Below are 17,097 nucleotides of genomic sequence, written 5' to 3' on the forward strand. Positions count from 1 at the left end.
CACAAGGAGGATGAAAGCATGACTATTCAACAATTTACTGACTATGTTAAGAAGATGCAGCATTATGAGGAAGCACTCAATGTGATTTATTGGGATATGCGAACGGGAGCACCTAAAAAAGGATTAGCACAACGTTCAGAGGTAATAGGTACATTATCAGCCTCCTTATTTGATATGCAAACGAGTGAAGAATTAGGTGAGCTTCTATTAGCATTAGAGGCAAAAAAATCAGATCTTGATTATGTGACACTTCGTTTAGTAGAAGAAGTAAGAAAGAATTACGATCAAAATAAAAAAATTCCTGCTGAAGAGTATAAAGAATTTGTTATTCTACAATCGAAGGCAGAAACGGCTTGGGAAGAAGCAAAGGAAAGCAATAATTTTGAACTATTCCTACCATATTTAGAGGAAATCATTCAATGGCAAAAAAAATTCATTCAATATTGGGGCATTAAAAATGGATCTCCATATAATACATTGCTCGATTTATATGAACCTGACATGACGACAGATGTATTAGACCAAGTATTTGGTGATTTACGAGAATCTATTGTAACGCTTGTACAAAAAATTGCTGATTCATCGAATAAACCAGATACAAGCATGTTATTTAAGCATTTTCCACGTGAAGCTCAGCGTGAACTATCACTAGAGATGCTAGCTCAACTTGGTTACGACTTTGATGCTGGCCGTTTGGATGAAAGTGTGCATCCATTTATGATTGGTTTAAATTACGGAGATGCTCGTATTACAACAAAATATGATGAAAATGATTTCCGTTCAGCTATTTTTGGTACCATTCATGAATGCGGTCATGCCATGTATGAGCAAAACATTGATGCAAAGCTTGCAGGCTTGCCGCTAGCTACTGGTACATCGATGGGTATTCATGAATCACAATCATTATTTTATGAAAACTTTGTCGGCAGAAATGAAAAGTTCTGGGAGCATAACTATGAGCGACTTCAACACTTCTCACCAGCTCAATTTGGCGATGTTGCATTAGGCGATTTTTTACGTGCCATTAATATGGTAGAACCATCCTTCATTCGTATTGAAGCAGATGAACTAACGTATCCACTACATATCATGATTCGCTATGAAATTGAACGTGACTTATTCAACGGGGATTTACAAGCGAAGGATCTTCCGCAAGTATGGAATGATAAGTATGAGGAATATTTAGGCATTCGTCCTGAAACAGATGCAATGGGAGTATTACAAGACATGCACTGGTCAGGTGGTATGTTTGGTTACTTCCCGTCCTATGCATTAGGAATGATTTATGCAGCGCAATGGAAGCATGCGATGGACAAGGATATCCCTCATTTTGATGACTTACTAGAAAAGGGAGAGCTACTGCCAATTCGAGAGTGGCTAACTGAGAAAGTTCATCAATATGGAGCATTGAAAAAACCATTTGAATTGCTAAAAGAAGCAACAGGGGAAGGCTTAAATGCCAAGTATCTTGCAGATTATTTACAAGAAAAATATACGAAACTGTATCAATTATAACGTGAAAAAAGAGATTTCTCGGAAATGAGAAATCTCTTTTTTTATGTTTACCACAATTGATAGCCTTTGGAGCCAGCCGGTGAATTCGAAATAATATCGAAAATTGGCACGGTGTAAGCGAATAAGATTAAGGCTACTAAAATGACAAGCCATACTTTAAAGTTTTCTAAAATAGCGGGTGTTGGACCACTAAGCTCATGTACATCCCCAATAGGGAACTCCTCTTCACCCTTAGGAGCAAACCAAGCTAATTTCACGACGATATAAATAATGATTAGGATGGCGATAAAGAGAATCGTTCCGCCCACAGCTTGTGCAATTTGATAAGGAATCCAATCATATGCCTGTGAAGCACCACCATATTCTGAGTAATCTGAACGACGAGGTGCACCGATAAGACCGGCAATGTGCATAGCTGAAGACATAATAGTCATACCGACTGCCCATAAGATACCAGCGAAATTACTAAGATTATTTAAAGCCTTTGTTAAAGTCCTTCCTGTTAAATGTGGTATTAACCAGAAGGCCGCACCAAAGTATGTTAAAACAACAGCAGTTGCAATCGTTAAATGGAAATGCCCAGTCACCCAAATAGTGTTATGGATTAATTGGTTCATTTGATAGGAGGCATTGACAATACCGCCAGCACCACCAGGAATGAATGCCACCATACCGATAAATGGAACGAAGAAACGAGAATCCTTCCAAGGTAATTTTTTGAACCATCCGAACAGTCCTTTTCCACCTAATTCTCGACCACGTAATTCGAACATGGCAAACATCGAGAAGGCTGTCATTAGAGAAGGAACGATTACAGCAAATGTTAAAACAACTTGAATGAACTTCCATGTACCATCAATACCAGGCTCTGTTAACTGATGGTGAATTCCAACAGGAATAGAGAACAGTAAGAATAGCATAAACGAAAGTCTTGCTAAAGAATCGGAGAAAATTTTTCCACCAATTACTTTTGGAATAATTACATACCAAACCATATAAGCAGGTAATAGCCAGAAGTATACAAGTGCATGACCGAAATACCAGAAAAGGGTACGGGATAATGCAACATCGACACGTTCAATTAAACCTAATGACCATGGTAATAGTTGAATTAATACTGATGCTGCTACACCAAGTGTTGCAACGAACCACATTAAATTATTGACAACTACCATAAACGATAATAATGGGCTACGTTCACCGCTACCTTTATTTTCTTTACGCCATTGAGCATAGCGTAAAATTTGACCTGCGCCGCCAACCCAAGAACCGACTACGACTAATGTAAGGCCTAGATAGAAAATCCAGTGTGCCTTTAGTGGTGCATAGAACGTATAAAGAACAGTTGCTTTATTTAATAAAACCATCGTTGCCGCAGCAGCTGTACCGATTGTCATTAACCAAAAGCCGACCCAGCCAAGTCTACGTTGACCATTCGTAAATGTACCTGATGTACGACTTACACTAGCAATTTGGAAACCGTAAATAAAGAAAGTAGTTAAAATAAGACCGAGTAATACTCCGTGTACGGTTAATACTTGATAATAGCCAATGCCCGCTGGTAATGTAAATTGACCAGAACGTACAAATACTTGTAATAAACCTGCAAGACCACCTAATAACAATGCGATAAATGCTACATATATATGCGCCATAGCTAGCTTTGCATCGCGACGATCTACTTTTGTCATTGAATTAGTGTGACTCATTTGAATCCACCACCTTTAGCATAGAGTGCATCATCGTATGTCCTGTACCACAATATTCATTACAAACGATTAAAAACTCGCCTACTTTGTTGACTTCTGTTACATATTCTGAAATATAACCAGGCTCAAGCATCATGTTAATATTCGTACCTGCAACCTCAAAACCGTGCATGACATCCTCGCTTGTCGCGATGAATTTGACCTTTGCACCCAGTGGAACCTCAATTTGTGGAGGATTATAATTGAATGCAGAAGCGATGACAACCACCTCGTAATCCCAATCTTTGCCCTCTACCTTATGGACTCCTGGATTATCGAAAGGTGCTGTCTCTTTCACTTTCTCGTAATCTAGTGTTTTTTTACCATTATTCGGGTGGGAGCCTTGATGAAATGCTCCGATACCGAGAATAATGAGGAATGCGACTAAAGTAGTAACTCCGAACACAAGCCAATACTTCTCATACTTATGTATGTGCATATGTTTCTGTCCCTTCTTCGTAGATTAAAACCTTCCAATGAACAAATCAAAGCAGTACACCCAAAGTAAAATAATGATGATACCTACTCCAAAAACTGCATAGAGTGAACCTTTTAAATTCTCATCTGACTTCTTTTTGTTTGCCATTTTTGCTCCTCCTACGCTTTTTATAGTTGGTGTTTCTTACAGACATCATATATAAATCCGATGCAATTTGATGTGAAAAAAATCACACTTCTATAGAAAATATGTGAAGAAAGTGTGAAGAATTCAGGGGAGAAAAAAACAAGCCATCTCAAAAGTCATCGAGATAGCTTGTTTCGTTATTATATTTAGCTTTTTTTTAATAAAAAAAATAGATTTTAAAGAAGTCCTACCAATTTTTCTAGGAGCAAGGCAAAATTAAAACATATATGGTATTTACTCTTGCATATAATGTCTTATTGGACATAGACTTTAAACCTAGCTTTCTATTCTGCTTCTTCTTCAATGGTTAATAGAACTGTTAGAGCTCCGACGCTCGGGATGGAAACTGGGAGAGCGAAGGCCTTTTCAAAGCCATATAATTTTGTATTGCCCACCATCACAGTTGGCGGAGTGATATCAATTTCTAAGCTTTCTTGCCCAACAGCCGTACATAAATTTCCTGCAATCATGTTACCAAATTCCCCTGTAAAGGATTCTAGCATTTCTCCTTCAAGCGGCATACCGAACATGGTACTACCGATTCCGCTGAATACTTCGGGAGTGGAGTCAATGATAACGCGACCCTTTAAATCTCCTATTAAGCCAATCAATACACCCATTTGCTGTTGTTGAAAGGGTTCAGAAATAATACTAGGCGACTTTACTTCAATATCCATAGGAAGAATTGATTTTAAAGCGTGAATAGTCCCGTTTAAAATAGTTTGAAAGTACTTCGAATTACTCATCATTACCGCATCCTTTTTCCGACTTTTCTACATCTTACCATGTAAAAAGGGTAAGATGAAAGTATGTCTTGACGAATTAACAGGAAATTTATAATATATTAGTGAGAATGATTTTCAAATTCAATGTATGGGTCTGAAAAACAATAGAAAAACACTTAATTTATATGAAAAGGAGCGGTCAGCAATGACATTCGTATTGATTGGAACAGCTGTAGCGATCTATATTGGAGTAGGAAAATACGTCATGAAACAGGCGACTGCACATTTGAAATAAGAAACTATACGAAAAAAAAGAAAAGCATGGTCCGAGCACTCGGATCCATGCTTTTTTTGTATTTCTCGAAAGATAGGAAGATTTCTTGGGGAATTACAAATAAAAATTAATTGTTTTTTTCGGAATAATTACAGTAAATAGAATTTTTATTTTTTTCTGAAAACTATTGAAATATCCTATTAATCTCTGATAAGATTTTAAAAAATGGAATCGCGTTTCATAATATGGAACGGAGGGGGAAAATGGGATTGAATATTTTAGAAGTAAAGGATTTGAAAATAGGTATCCAGCACAATAAAAAGGATATTTCCATTGTGAATGGGGTGTCATTTCAACTTGAAAAAGGAAAAACATTGGGGATTGTAGGGGAATCTGGTTGTGGAAAGAGTATGACGTCATTATCTCTTATGGGGCTGTTGCCATCTGGGGTTGAATGGCAAAGCGGCGAGATTTACATAGATCAAAAACAAATTCATAAAAAATTAAAGAAGGAATGGCGAAAGATTCGTGGGAAAAAAGTTTCAATGATATTTCAGGAGCCAATGAGCTCCCTTAATCCAGTGTATAAGGTAGGCTCCCAAATCATTGAAATGATTCATAGCCATGAAAATATTTCAAAAAAAGAGGCGCATGAGCGAGCGGTTGATATGCTTCGCCTTGTTGGTATTCCTCGACCCGATAAAGTGGTTAATGAATATCCACACCAATTATCTGGCGGGATGAGACAACGGGTGATGATTGCCATGGCATTGGCTTGTGGACCAGAAATATTAATCGCAGACGAGCCTACTACTGCATTAGATGTAACTATTCAGGCACAAATTCTAGAGTTAATGAAAGATATACAAGAAAAACTGGACATGTCCATTATTTTAATTACTCATGATCTTGGAGTTGTTGCTGAAATCTGCGAGAAAGTGATTGTGATGTATGCGGGTGAAATAGTTGAAGAAGCGAATGTGTTGGAATTATTTGATCATCCACTCCATCCCTATACGAAAGGGTTACTAAACTCATTGCCGGATATGGAGACAGAACAAGAATATCTTCCGTCTATTGAGGGGGTGGTACCATCACCATCCGATATGCCAGCAGGCTGTAGATTTTTCGATCGATGTGAATTTGCAACTGAAAAATGTAAAAGTAAACCAGAACTATTTACTACGTCCATTGGTAGCACGGTTAGATGCTGGTTATATGAAAAGGATGATGTGGGAGGAGGAAATGTCAATGAGCAGTCCATTGTTAGAAGTTAAACACTTAAAAAAATATTTTCCAGTGAAAGGATCACGTTCGGGAAATTTAAAAGCAGTAGATGATGTTTCATTTTTTGTAAACGAGGGTGAAGTTTTAGGAATTGTAGGGGAATCTGGTTGTGGAAAATCCACAATGGGTAAAACACTTATTCAACTGCTAACACCTACTGAGGGCGAAATTTTGCTGAACGGAGAAAATATAGCCACACTTAGCGCCAAAGAGGTCCGTCAAAAACGTCGTGATATGCAAATCATTTTTCAGGACCCTTTTTCGTCCCTTAATCCGCGTATGAAGGTTTTTAAAATCATTGAAGAACCTTTAGTGAATTTTGGAATCGGTACTAAGGAAGAACGGAAACAACGTGTTTATGAGGTCGCTAAACAGGTGGGGCTTACAGAAAAGCAGCTCGATCGTTTTCCACATGAATTTTCAGGCGGCCAAAGACAGCGCATTGGAATTGCAAGAGCATTAGTATCCAATCCGAAATTGATTGTGGCAGATGAACCTGTATCTGCACTCGATGTATCCATTCAGTCTCAAGTGCTTAATATTATGAAAGATTTAAAAAGGGACATGAACCTTACCTATATTTTTATATCCCATGATTTAAGTGTCGTGCATCATTTCTGTGATCGTATAGGGGTGATGTACTTAGGGAAGCTAGTGGAATTGGCTGACAAACATGAGTTGTTTATCAATCCGAAACACCCTTACACGAAAGCATTGCTATCTGCATTACCTAAATCTCATCCTTCAAAGGTTAAAGAACGAGTTGTCCTTAGCGGAGATGTGCCAAATCCAGCAAATCCCCCTTCAGGATGTACCTTCCATACACGGTGTCCAAGCTGTATGGAGATTTGTAAAGTGACACCTCCGAAATTAAAAAAAATTAGTGATCAACATGAAGTTTCTTGTTTACTTTATGAAGAACAAATGGAGCGATTAACATGAGCAAAACATTGGAAAAAGGAATTAATATTTTAACGCTATTTACAGAAGAAAAACCTTCTTGGCGGTTAGATGAACTAGCTATAGAAACTGATATTCCTAAACCGACCTTACATAGATTTCTAAAAACATTTACGGATTTAGGCGTATTAAAACGACCATATGTACAAAGTGGAGGACAGGTGGTTTTAAGTGATCATTATTTACTAGGGAATAAACTAATTGAATTAGGGGCAATAGCTGCTAATTCCATAGAGATTCGTTCGTTAGCCATTCCGTATATGAAAATGTTACAACAGAAATTTGATTTGGCTGTTCAATTAGTAGTATTGGATGAAACGGATGGCCTTTATATAGAAAAAATAGAAAGTCTAAAACCGGTTCTATTATATACAAGAGTTGGAAGAAGAGCACCACTATACGCAGGTGCCTGCTCACGTATTCTTTTATCTTTTCAATGTGAAGAGAAAATTAACGAGGTCCTCCAGAAGCCTCGAAAAAAATATGCGAGTGGAACCCCTCATACGGATAAAGAGATTGATGAATTAATTGAATTTGGTAAGAAAAATGGCTATGCCTACAGCGTATCAGAATTGGAAGAAGGAACTGTATCAATAGCGGTGCCGATTTTTAATAGTGATCGAAAAGTAGAGTACTCCATTAGTATTGCTGGTATAGAATCACTACTACCACAGGAAAAAATAAATACGTTTTTAGAGGGACTGTGGGAAACTGCTGCGTTAATTTCGGCTGAACTAGGTTATTCGATGCCATATCCTTATGGCGTATAAATAGCACAAATATAAAAGGGGATGAACAATAATGAAGAAACAAAAATGGCTAGCACTATTACTAGTGTGCATGATGATTATTTTGTCAGCATGTAGTGGCGGTACATCAACAAAAGAAGACAGTAAAAATAGTAGCAAATCTTCTGGTGAAAACGCAGCACTCACAAGAGGAAATGAATTAGTTATCCGTGTGGCAGGAGATCCTCAAAACTGGGATCCCATTGATACGTTTTTACTTTCTTGGAGTACGGTAGCAACATCGGTCTTTGAAGGATTAGTTAGTCGTTCTTTAGATTTAGAAATTCAACCTGGATTAGCGGAATCTTGGGAATATAAAGATGACAAAACAATTGTCTTTCAATTACGCCAAGGCGTTACCTTCCATAATGGTGAACCATTTAATGCGGAAGCGGTGAAATTTACTTTTGATCGTTTGCTAGGAGATGAAGGTCAAAAAGGTCCTCAATATTCCAATTACACTTCTATTGATCATGTGGAAGTAACGGGTGAATATGAAGTAACTATGCACTTAAATTCTATTGATCCGGTATTACTCACAAAACTATCAGGGTATGGTGCTGTAATCGTGCCACCTAAATATATTCAAGAACAGGGTGCAGAGAATTTTGATATGAAACCTGTTGGTACAGGTCCGTTTAAAATGACAGATTATCAACGAGATAAACAAGTTGTGATTGAACGTTATGCAGATTATTGGAATAAAGATGCTATTAAACTAGATAAAGTTACATTTAAAGTAATCCCAGAAACAGCAACAGCACTTGCAGAGTTACAAACTGGCAATATTGATATTATGACACGTTTGGAAGTTTCCCAAGCTGCAACAGCAGAAGCAACTGACTTTATTGAATTAATGGAAGTATCTACACCTACAGCTTATTCAATTCGTTTTGATACGGCGCAAAAGCCAGTTGATGATGTACGTGTTCGTCAAGCTATTAACTATGCTATCGATAAAGAAACGATTGTCAAAGAAATTTTAGGTGGCTATGGGAATCTTATAAGCTCATTCCAAAGTGATTTATCATTTGGCTATAACAACGATTTAGAGCCATATCCATATGATCCTGAGAAGGCAAAAGAATTATTGGCTGAAGCGAATGTTCCAGAAGGTACTACATTAGATTTCTATATTCCAGGTACTGACGGAACATTTAAAGAGATTGCTCAAGCAGTAGCGTTTTACTTAGAGGAAGTTGGCTTAAAAGTATCTATTAATAGTGTGGAAAATACGACATTCCAATCAGAGTTAATCCCTCAAGGAAAAGCGGGACATATGTATAAAAATGGCTGGGGCGGATGGACGCTGGACTTTGATAATACAGCTTATTTAATGTATCACGAGGGAGAATTCTGGAACCCATCCTATAAAAATGAAAAAGTGGAACAATTATTAGCAGCAGAGCGTGCCACTATTGATAATGACGAAAGACAAAAGGTTTTTAAAGAGCTTACAGAAGTATTATATGAAGATGCAACTGAAGTCAACTTATATTCGGAAGTTGAAATATACGCAGTGAATAAACGAATAAAAGGTTTCCAACCACCACATGATGGCCGCTTTAATTTTGTAGGTGTCACTGTCGAGTAAGTAAAAAATTATGAGATAGTATGCTAGCATACTATCTCTTTCATTTCACATTAGGAGGATGGAATTATGCTTTCCTATATTCTACGACGTTTGTCGCATACCGTGCTCGTGATTATTGCGGTTTCATTAATTATATTTTTCTCCATTCGTTTAACAGGTGACCCCGTAAGTATCATGTTTGGGGCTGGTGAACCTTCACAGCAGGCAATAGAAGAACTGACAGCCAAACTCGGTTTGGATAAGCCTGTTTGGGAGCAATACTTCATATTTATGAAGGATTTAGTAACACTTGATTTTGGTACTTCCTATCGTTCCAATAGCCCAGTTTTAGAGATGTTACTCGAACGAGCGTGGCCGACAATTGCACTTGCTTTAGGTGGAATGGCAGTGGCATTGTTTATAGCTGTTCCGCTAGGTATTCTATCAGCTATTTATAAAGGAAAATCCATTGATGTGTTTAGTCGTATTTTTTCTTTGTTAGGCATTTCTTTCCCTAATTTTTGGTTGGCGTTTATGCTAATTTTAATTTTTGCTGTTCAACTAAAGTGGCTGCCAGTATCCGGATTTGATGGGTTTAGCTCATTAATTTTGCCATCCGTTGCCTTAGGGCTCATCCTATCTGGTATTTTAGTTCGATTAATTCGTACGTCTATGCTGGAAGTACTTAAAATGCAATATGTCACAACGGCACGGGCTAAAGGCATAAGAGAATGGCTAGTTATCATTCGACATGCTTTCCGCAATGCCTTATTGCCAACTGTAACATTTGTTGGTTTACAGTTTGGAGGGCTATTAGGAGGTGCAGTTATTGTCGAGCAAGTCTTTTCTTGGCCTGGAATTGGAAGGTTAATTGTTGATTCTATTAATCAACGAGACTATCCAGTAGTCCAGGGAGGAATCATCCTTTTAGCACTTATGATGATTTTAGTAAATCTAATTGTTGATTTATGCTACTCATTAATTAACCCAAAAATAAGAACTGGAAGAGGTGAGCAATAATGACTCAAATAATGGAAACAGAAGCAATCGAAATGAAAAAAGCCAATAAAATAGTAACCGTTCTTAAATTCGTGAAGAATAATCCAACGGGCATAATTGGCTTATTATTGGTTGTCACTACGATACTGTGTGCTATATTCGCGCCTTATATTGCTCCCTATGATCCGGGGGCGGCTAGCTTAGGACATCGACTTGACCTACCCAAATGGCTAGATGATACAGGTAAATCTCAATACGTTCTCGGAGGAGATCAGGTTGGGCGTGATTTGCTAAGTAGAATTATTTACGGAGCACGTATATCTCTATTAGTCGGGATTTGTGGCGTCATCATTTCATTAGTGCTTGGTACATTTCTAGGCATTATTTCAGGTTACTTTGGGAAATGGATGGATGATTTAATTATGCGGCTAGCCGAAGTTCAAATGGGGTTACCGTTTATTTTACTAGCCATCGTAATTATGAGTGTTTTTGGAACAGGTATTGAAAAAATTATTATTATCCTTGGACTTACATATTGGGTTAGTTTTGCGCGATTAATTCGAGGAGAGATTTTAGCTTTAAAGGAACAAGAGTATATCCAAGCAGCAAAGGCAATTGGTGGGACACATTTCAAAATAATCATGAAGCATATACTTCCTAATGTTGCTTCCTCTATTCTAGTGTTAGCAACGATGTGTATTGCAGAGTTTATTTTATTGGAGGCCTCTTTAACATTTTTAGGGCTAGGCGTGGAGCCTACAGTACCTTCGTGGGGAGGAATGTTAGCGGATAGTCGAAATTATATGACCTCTGCTTGGTGGATATCTGTTTTCCCAGGCGTTGCCATTATGTTAACGGTTTTAGGCTTTAATTTATTGGGAGATTGGTTGCGAGATCGCTTAGATCCAAATATGAAAGTTTAGGTGATATGATGAACTCTATAATTTTTTCTAGTTTATTTCAAAAGAACGAAACGAAAAAAAAACCTTCTTTATTTATCGATTTACCTAAAGATTTAATTCCATTAGGATTAATTGATTTTTGTTTACGCTTAGGCTTTGAATCAAATGAAATAGACTTTGATTTATTTCAGCCAGCCAATCAGTCCTATACAATGAAGTTTTTACCACATACTAGCACATTTATTTCAGAAAATAAGTCAACATGGATTATTTATTATGAGAGTGAATCAGCACTTTCTACATTGTTAAGTACTATAGCCAGTGATGGCATAGTCGAAACCCAAACAGTCAGCTCATTCACGTATTATGAGAATTTAAGTCATCTTTGGACAGCCTATGGCACGGGTGAAAAGGATGAGGCCCATCCCCAGCAACATGTAAGTGTGAAAATGGATATACAAGAAGAATTGAAGACAAGTGCTCTGTTAAAAGAGGCTTGCTATCTTGCATTGCGTTTAGGTTTATATGCGACATCTATTTCATTACCAGCTATAACAACAGAAGAGCGACATGTATCTATTTCCTTCAAGCAAGAACTCGAAAGTTATATGGAGTTGACCGCCAAAAACACCATTCAAATTTGTGGTACGAAAGAAAGCCTACCAGCCGTTGTCCATTCGATTGTAACAGCAAAGCATGTGTCAGAGGGTGGACTGCTTGGAGTTTGGGAGTTAAACGAAAAACAAGTGAATGAAGCGGCTATTTTAATGGAAGAAAAGTAGACTGATGAATCGGAAGCTTCTTACATCATAAAAGCACTGGAAGAAGAACCAGATACAGCGTTAGAGGCTGAAATTTATATGACAGCCGATAAAAAAAATCGTGACCAATTCAGGTTAGATGTATATGAAAAATTTTCTAATTTAACAACCATTAAAGTTCGCTCTGCCTTTAAAACAGGGTTATACTGGATATTAGAGGAAGTACTCCCATCTGTCGAGGGGGGCTTTGAAAATATCAAAATAGTTTGTAAGGATGGGGTAAGTGAAGACGGTTTAGAGCAACATAATCGCTGGATTATGGAGCTATACCCAGTAGATGAGATGATCGAAATGCAATATGGCTTACCTAAAGAGCATGTGCAATTTGAGCTTTCAAGCACGCAACAACATGTGTATAGAGTATTTGTTAATGATCAACTAATTGCTGAGCTCAATCCCCTTATGAGTGAAGTGGATTATGTGGACGGTCAGAAAAAAGCTTATCCGACTACCGCTGGATATCGATTATTGAACAAGACGGAGAGAGTGCAAGAGAATATCATATTTTCAGATCGTGAACGGTTCTATAAATTTTATGTGAAAGAATTTTTGCCACAAATGGTGAAATTGTTAAAAATAGATACTAATAATGTTAATCAAGGTCAGCTATTTCCATTGTTTGATCGAATAGAAATTGATTTTACTTCTTCTGGAATTGAAGAAGAAATCGGTGTTCAGCAAGAAGCGAATTCATCGTTTGAGGCGCTATACGAGGATTTATACTTTAATACATTAGACTATTTTCATGAGCTTGGCCGTCAGTTAGTAAATCAGCCATACAAAGCTCCGGGTGGCGTTATTCCTTATATTCATATAGAACAAGATCTGTATAAGCCTATCAAAGGTGTCATCAAGGTTTACCAGTGGAATGACAAACGAATAACTGATCCCATTACAAAGCGAATCTTGTTTAATCAAGAAGGGCAGTTTGACACTGTAGAAATGTCTATAGGTAATGAACTGAAGGTAACTGAGGCAAAAACCTATTTAAAGCACAACATGAAAAATATTTTTCCATTGTTAGAGCGTTTTAAACAATACTTAGAGGTCAAATTAAATTATGGAGATATATCTTATAAGGGTCATGTCATTCCCTTTATTGAAGTGACTGAACCGATTACGAGTGAATATTATTCAGGGCTAAAAAAAACAGATGAAAAACATACGATTGTTTTTGAAGCTGGTCATCATCCAAATGAAGTGTCTAGCACGCCTGCTATATTGGAGCTAATAGAGGATATTATTGGTCATCATCCAGAAATATTACAAAAAATGAATGTTATTATAATCCCTTTAGCCAACCCTGATGGTTATGAAATAATGGAATATTTGACAAAGGAACATCCGAAGTGGAAGCATCATGCGGCACGATTTAATGCGGTGGGATTAGAATTTGCGCATGTGAAATTCTTGAAAAGTGCGTTCGGTGAGGCAAATGTATTACCACTTATCTTAAAGAAATGGGCCCCAGATATTGTTGTAGATGACCATGGAATACCTGCTCGTGAATGGGTTCAACCATTCGCAGGTTACGCCTGTCCACCGATTTTCCCAGTTTCTTATACGCTTCCGAGTGCCAAGATTTATGGGATTGGTCGATATGCAGATGATGATGATACGAAAGAAATTCAAGCCCGAAACTTGGAGCTAGTAGCCGAAAGAGTTAATAAACTGTTTGAAGGATCGACGTTTGCTCAAGAAAATGACTATTGGCGCGATCGATATTATAAATATGGAACAAAGTGGGATCCAGATAAATACCCCATTGAGGAGATGGGGAATATTAACTTTTATCGAAGTATGGAAGTAACTCCATCGTATTCATCAGTTAGTATTTTACGTTATCCACAGTGGATCGCTTTAGATATAATTTCCGAAGTTGCAGATGAAATTGTTTATGGTGAAGAATTAATTTCGTGTATGGCAGCACATAAATTATTTAATCGGGCAATTTTAGAAGCTGCAATAGCTACTCCAGTAAATAAATATAAACAATCTGGACGTTACATAAAAAAACGTCCGATAGAAATTAGGTGACGAACACATGACAAAAATTTTATTAACGGGATTTGAGCCATTTCTTGATTACAAGCTCAATCCAACTATGCAAATTGTAGAAAATTTAGATGGTGAAAAGATAGAAAACTATCATATTATTGGAAGAATTTTATCTGTCGACTTTCAACAATCTGCCGAGCAGCTAAAGCGACATATAGAAGAAATAGAACCGCAAATCATTATTTCCTTAGGACTGGCAGGAGGGCGTTTTAAAATAACACCTGAGCGAATTGCTATTAATATTAAAGATGGGGAGCCTGATAATAACGGCTACTCACCCGTTGATGAGAGCATTCAAGAGGAGGGGGCAGATGCTTATCTGACGAATTTACCCATTCGCCATATGATTAATCGCTTGCAAGAAGAGGGCTATCCGGCTGAAATCTCTAACACAGCAGGTACTTATTTGTGTAATAACATTATGTATGAAGGGCTTGTATATGCACAGCAACATGAAGGGGTACGTGCTGGTTTTATTCATATACCTGCTTCTTTTGAATTAGCCATTCAACATGGCAAAATTCCAGGTTGGCATATTCGTGATTTAATTGCTGCTGTAAAGCTTTGCATTGAGGAGACAGTACGTGCAGGTAATCATTGAATTTCCTCATTCAATGTGGATTAGCAAACATACTATTCGCTTTTCCTTTAAGGAAGAAATATCCGACACAAACTTTTATGCAGTACAAACATTTACTCGATTTCTGAAAAAACAGCTACGACACCATCTTGTCGAAAGTGTTGCAAGCTATCATACAGTTACAGCCTATGTGAAACAACGAATAAATGTCGATCTTTTAAGAATGCAATGGCTTGCTATTCAAGCATCAGCAGCCGTTGATGACAGAACAAATAAACGATTAAAAATCCCGGTTTGCTATGATGAAGAATTCGCCTTAGATAGGCAACGAGTGATGGACTATACGGGTCTATCATTTGAGGACATTAAAATGCTACATATGTCAAAAAGCTATTATGTTTATTTAATTGGCTTTTTGCCAGGCTTTCCTTATCTTGGGGAACTTGATTCTAAGTTATTTATGCCACGTTTAGAGAAGCCGAGGGCATCTGTGTCTGCGAGTTCTGTTGGGGTTGGAGGCGGACAAACAGGAATCTATCCTGTCGATTCACCTGGTGGCTGGAATATTATCGGAAAGACGCCATTAAAACTATTTAATGTCAATGGTAAAGAGCCCTTTCTATTTGAACTGGGTGATGAAGTTCAGTTTTATGAAATAACTAAGCAACAATATTGGGAAATGAAAAGCAAAGGAGTGTAGCGATTGAAGCCACTTCTGCTCATAACAAAACTAGGGGTTTATGGTAGCTTACAAGATAAAGGCAGGTTTGGCTATCGGGCATTTGGTATTCCGTTATCTGGACCAATGGATCAAGTATCGTTTCAAGCGGCCCAACTGATTTTACAAAATCATCCTAATCAAACGTCTTTCGAAATGTTCATGGGTGGCTTTGAATTTGAGGCATTGGCTGATGGAGTCTATGTTTTAACAGGGGGGCATGGTGTATGCATGGTTAATCATGCAGCCATTGAAATGTGGAAAACATTCCACCTAACAAAGGGAGATAGGTTGACGATTAAGAGCGTGAGTCAAGGCTCTATCATTTACTTGACACCGCTTGGAGGGTTTACTTCAAAATTGGAGCTGGGCAGTAGCTCATACCTCTCACAGGGGAATCTAGGTACGGAGATGACAAAAGGAAGTATTTTATATGGACAGACAGCCTCTCCGTTACAAGCTAATAGAGGTCTTTATGCTCCGTATCGTCCGACTTTTGACAGTGCTATTACTGTTAGAATTTTCAAGGGCCCTCATTTTCATTTATTTACGGAAGAGAGTCAGCAACAATTTATGCAAAATCCTTTCCAGTTTAGCGGTGGAAATCGAATGGGCTATTATTTAAAAGGCTCTGTTTTACAGCTAAAAGAAATGAAGGAGATTCTATCTGAAGCAACCCAGTTTGGCTCCATTCAAGTACCTCAGAATGGGAATCCAATTATCTTAATGGCCGATGCTCAAACAGTAGGAGGCTATCCTATTATGGCAACTGTACATGAAGATGATTTACATAAAGTAGCCCAAATGCGTATGTTTAACACAATACATTTTACACTGGAGGAAATGTGATACGAATGGATATTAATTGTGATCTAGGAGAAAGCTATGAAGCTTTTTTGACGGGAAGAGACGAAGAGATACTAGATTATGTGACATCAATCAATATTGCGTGTGGCTACCATGCGGGCGATCATTCCATTATGCACCAAACGGTACGTAATGCGATTCGTAAACATGTTCATATTGGTGCACACCCTGGGTATCCTGATCGTGAAGGATTCGGACGAAAAAATATGGTGTTTAGTCCAGCAGAAATTTACGATATGATGGTCTATCAGGTAGGGGCACTGCAAGCATTTGTCCGTGTCGAAAAGGGGATCCTACATCATGTCAAGCCACACGGAGCACTCTATAATCAAAGCGCGAATGATCAGGAAAAGGCTTCAGCCATTGTTCAGGCGGTGTATGATCTCCATCCTCAGCTTATTTTATATTGTTTAGCAGGAAGCCAAATGGCGGAAATCGCAAGGGATAAGGGTCTTCAAGTATATGAGGAGGTTTTTTCAGATCGCCGTTATCATTCTGATGGCACATTAGTGAGCAGACAGGAACCGAATGCTTTAATTCAAACTGAAGAAGAAATGCTTAAGCATGTAAAAGGTATTTTAACGGTAACAAATTCTTTATAAATTGTTACAAATTAAATAATGTTTGTAATGTTATATAGAAAGCCGTGCGTGTCGG

General features: G+C 37.8%; 17 protein-coding genes. 13 read left to right on the plus strand and 4 right to left on the minus strand.

What is annotated here, in order from left to right; genetic code table 11:
• Nucleotides 1-18: 18 nt before the first annotated feature.
• A complete protein-coding gene (locus ACP3VS_RS19090; protein ID WP_031419426.1) occupies nt 19-1,515 on the plus strand; it encodes a carboxypeptidase M32 in 1,497 nt (498 codons plus the stop codon).
• A gap of 47 nt (nt 1,516-1,562) precedes the next feature.
• Here the strand turns inward: ACP3VS_RS19090 and ACP3VS_RS19095 are convergent, their stop codons facing one another.
• The 4 genes from ACP3VS_RS19095 to ACP3VS_RS19110 all read right to left on the minus strand — a co-directional run bounded on the left by ACP3VS_RS19095 (nt 1,563) and on the right by ACP3VS_RS19110 (nt 4,634).
• Nucleotides 1,563-3,224: a b(o/a)3-type cytochrome-c oxidase subunit 1 gene (locus tag ACP3VS_RS19095; protein WP_031419427.1), complete on the minus strand. Its 1,662-nt coding sequence runs from the start codon at nt 3,222-3,224 to the stop codon at nt 1,563-1,565.
• Nucleotides 3,211-3,702 (minus strand): cytochrome b5, encoded by a 492-nt coding sequence (locus tag ACP3VS_RS19100; RefSeq protein WP_016991924.1) that lies wholly within the window; start codon nt 3,700-3,702, stop codon nt 3,211-3,213. Before ACP3VS_RS19100 ends, ACP3VS_RS19095 begins: the two co-directional genes overlap by 14 nt.
• Nucleotides 3,703-3,726: 24 nt before the next feature.
• Nucleotides 3,727-3,849: a hypothetical protein gene (locus ACP3VS_RS19105; protein WP_009370491.1), complete on the minus strand. Its 123-nt coding sequence runs from the start codon at nt 3,847-3,849 to the stop codon at nt 3,727-3,729.
• A gap of 323 nt (nt 3,850-4,172) precedes the next feature.
• Nucleotides 4,173-4,634, minus strand: coding sequence for a chemotaxis protein CheX (locus tag ACP3VS_RS19110; protein WP_031419428.1), 462 nt, complete (start codon nt 4,632-4,634; stop codon nt 4,173-4,175).
• Between the two features lie 516 nt (nt 4,635-5,150).
• Here ACP3VS_RS19110 and ACP3VS_RS19115 point away from each other — a divergent pair.
• From ACP3VS_RS19115 to ACP3VS_RS19170, 12 genes are all read left to right on the plus strand, one after another.
• Nucleotides 5,151-6,164: an ABC transporter ATP-binding protein gene (locus tag ACP3VS_RS19115; protein WP_031419429.1), complete on the plus strand. Its 1,014-nt coding sequence runs from the start codon at nt 5,151-5,153 to the stop codon at nt 6,162-6,164.
• Nucleotides 6,139-7,116 carry an ABC transporter ATP-binding protein gene (locus ACP3VS_RS19120; RefSeq protein ID WP_426389641.1) on the plus strand — a complete coding sequence of 326 codons (978 nt, stop codon included), beginning with the start codon at nt 6,139-6,141 and terminating at the stop codon, nt 7,114-7,116. The genes ACP3VS_RS19115 and ACP3VS_RS19120 overlap by 26 nt, the downstream gene beginning before the upstream one ends.
• On the plus strand, nt 7,113-7,904 hold the full coding sequence (locus ACP3VS_RS19125; RefSeq protein ID WP_012293782.1) for an IclR family transcriptional regulator: 792 nt from the start codon (nt 7,113-7,115) through the stop codon (nt 7,902-7,904). The genes ACP3VS_RS19120 and ACP3VS_RS19125 overlap by 4 nt, the downstream gene beginning before the upstream one ends.
• Nucleotides 7,905-7,935: 31 nt before the next feature.
• Entirely contained in the window at nt 7,936-9,516 is a 1,581-nt protein-coding gene (locus ACP3VS_RS19130; protein WP_012293783.1) for an ABC transporter substrate-binding protein, read from the plus strand.
• A gap of 66 nt (nt 9,517-9,582) precedes the next feature.
• The gene (gene nikB, locus ACP3VS_RS19135) at nt 9,583-10,515 is read left to right on the plus strand and encodes a nickel ABC transporter permease (protein WP_031419433.1); all 933 of its coding nucleotides are present in this window, start codon (nt 9,583-9,585) and stop codon (nt 10,513-10,515) included.
• A complete protein-coding gene (locus ACP3VS_RS19140; RefSeq protein WP_031419434.1) occupies nt 10,515-11,417 on the plus strand; it encodes an ABC transporter permease in 903 nt (300 codons plus the stop codon). Before nikB ends, ACP3VS_RS19140 begins: the two co-directional genes overlap by 1 nt.
• A gap of 5 nt (nt 11,418-11,422) precedes the next feature.
• Nucleotides 11,423-12,178, plus strand: coding sequence for a hypothetical protein (locus ACP3VS_RS19145; protein WP_426389644.1), 756 nt, complete (start codon nt 11,423-11,425; stop codon nt 12,176-12,178).
• A gap of 78 nt (nt 12,179-12,256) precedes the next feature.
• Nucleotides 12,257-14,254, plus strand: a complete 1,998-nt coding sequence (locus tag ACP3VS_RS19150; protein ID WP_426389646.1) for a M14 family metallopeptidase — start codon at nt 12,257-12,259, stop codon at nt 14,252-14,254.
• Nucleotides 14,255-14,261: 7 nt separating this feature from the next.
• A complete protein-coding gene (gene pcp / locus ACP3VS_RS19155) occupies nt 14,262-14,876 on the plus strand; it encodes a pyroglutamyl-peptidase I (RefSeq protein ID WP_012293787.1) in 615 nt (204 codons plus the stop codon).
• Nucleotides 14,860-15,555 carry a 5-oxoprolinase subunit PxpB gene (gene pxpB, locus ACP3VS_RS19160; protein ID WP_426389648.1) on the plus strand — a complete coding sequence of 232 codons (696 nt, stop codon included), beginning with the start codon at nt 14,860-14,862 and terminating at the stop codon, nt 15,553-15,555. Before pcp ends, pxpB begins: the two co-directional genes overlap by 17 nt.
• Before the next feature lie 3 nt (nt 15,556-15,558).
• Entirely contained in the window at nt 15,559-16,422 is an 864-nt protein-coding gene (locus tag ACP3VS_RS19165; protein WP_012293789.1) for a biotin-dependent carboxyltransferase family protein, read from the plus strand.
• Between the two features lie 5 nt (nt 16,423-16,427).
• Nucleotides 16,428-17,042, plus strand: a complete 615-nt coding sequence (locus ACP3VS_RS19170) for a 5-oxoprolinase subunit PxpA (RefSeq protein WP_241745280.1) — start codon at nt 16,428-16,430, stop codon at nt 17,040-17,042.
• Nucleotides 17,043-17,097 lie beyond the last annotated feature (55 nt).

Source organism: Lysinibacillus sp. VIII_CA, from assembly GCF_049943995.1.
Classification (GTDB): Bacteria; Bacillota; Bacilli; order Bacillales_A; family Planococcaceae; genus Lysinibacillus; species Lysinibacillus pinottii.

Coding starts and splice junctions, on each gene's coding strand:
- ACP3VS_RS19090 (WP_031419426.1), top strand. CDS start 19: ATGACTATTCAACAATTTACTGACTATGTTAAGAAGATGCAGCATTAT.
- ACP3VS_RS19095 (WP_031419427.1), bottom strand. CDS start 3,224: ATGAGTCACACTAATTCAATGACAAAAGTAGATCGTCGCGATGCAAAG.
- ACP3VS_RS19100 (WP_016991924.1), bottom strand. CDS start 3,702: ATGCACATACATAAGTATGAGAAGTATTGGCTTGTGTTCGGAGTTACT.
- ACP3VS_RS19105 (WP_009370491.1), bottom strand. CDS start 3,849: ATGGCAAACAAAAAGAAGTCAGATGAGAATTTAAAAGGTTCACTCTAT.
- ACP3VS_RS19110 (WP_031419428.1), bottom strand. CDS start 4,634: ATGAGTAATTCGAAGTACTTTCAAACTATTTTAAACGGGACTATTCAC.
- ACP3VS_RS19115 (WP_031419429.1), top strand. CDS start 5,151: ATGGGATTGAATATTTTAGAAGTAAAGGATTTGAAAATAGGTATCCAG.
- ACP3VS_RS19120 (WP_426389641.1), top strand. CDS start 6,139: ATGAGCAGTCCATTGTTAGAAGTTAAACACTTAAAAAAATATTTTCCA.
- ACP3VS_RS19125 (WP_012293782.1), top strand. CDS start 7,113: ATGAGCAAAACATTGGAAAAAGGAATTAATATTTTAACGCTATTTACA.
- ACP3VS_RS19130 (WP_012293783.1), top strand. CDS start 7,936: ATGAAGAAACAAAAATGGCTAGCACTATTACTAGTGTGCATGATGATT.
- nikB (WP_031419433.1), top strand. CDS start 9,583: ATGCTTTCCTATATTCTACGACGTTTGTCGCATACCGTGCTCGTGATT.
- ACP3VS_RS19140 (WP_031419434.1), top strand. CDS start 10,515: ATGACTCAAATAATGGAAACAGAAGCAATCGAAATGAAAAAAGCCAAT.
- ACP3VS_RS19145 (WP_426389644.1), top strand. CDS start 11,423: ATGATGAACTCTATAATTTTTTCTAGTTTATTTCAAAAGAACGAAACG.
- ACP3VS_RS19150 (WP_426389646.1), top strand. CDS start 12,257: ATGACAGCCGATAAAAAAAATCGTGACCAATTCAGGTTAGATGTATAT.
- pcp (WP_012293787.1), top strand. CDS start 14,262: ATGACAAAAATTTTATTAACGGGATTTGAGCCATTTCTTGATTACAAG.
- ACP3VS_RS19170 (WP_241745280.1), top strand. CDS start 16,428: ATGGATATTAATTGTGATCTAGGAGAAAGCTATGAAGCTTTTTTGACG.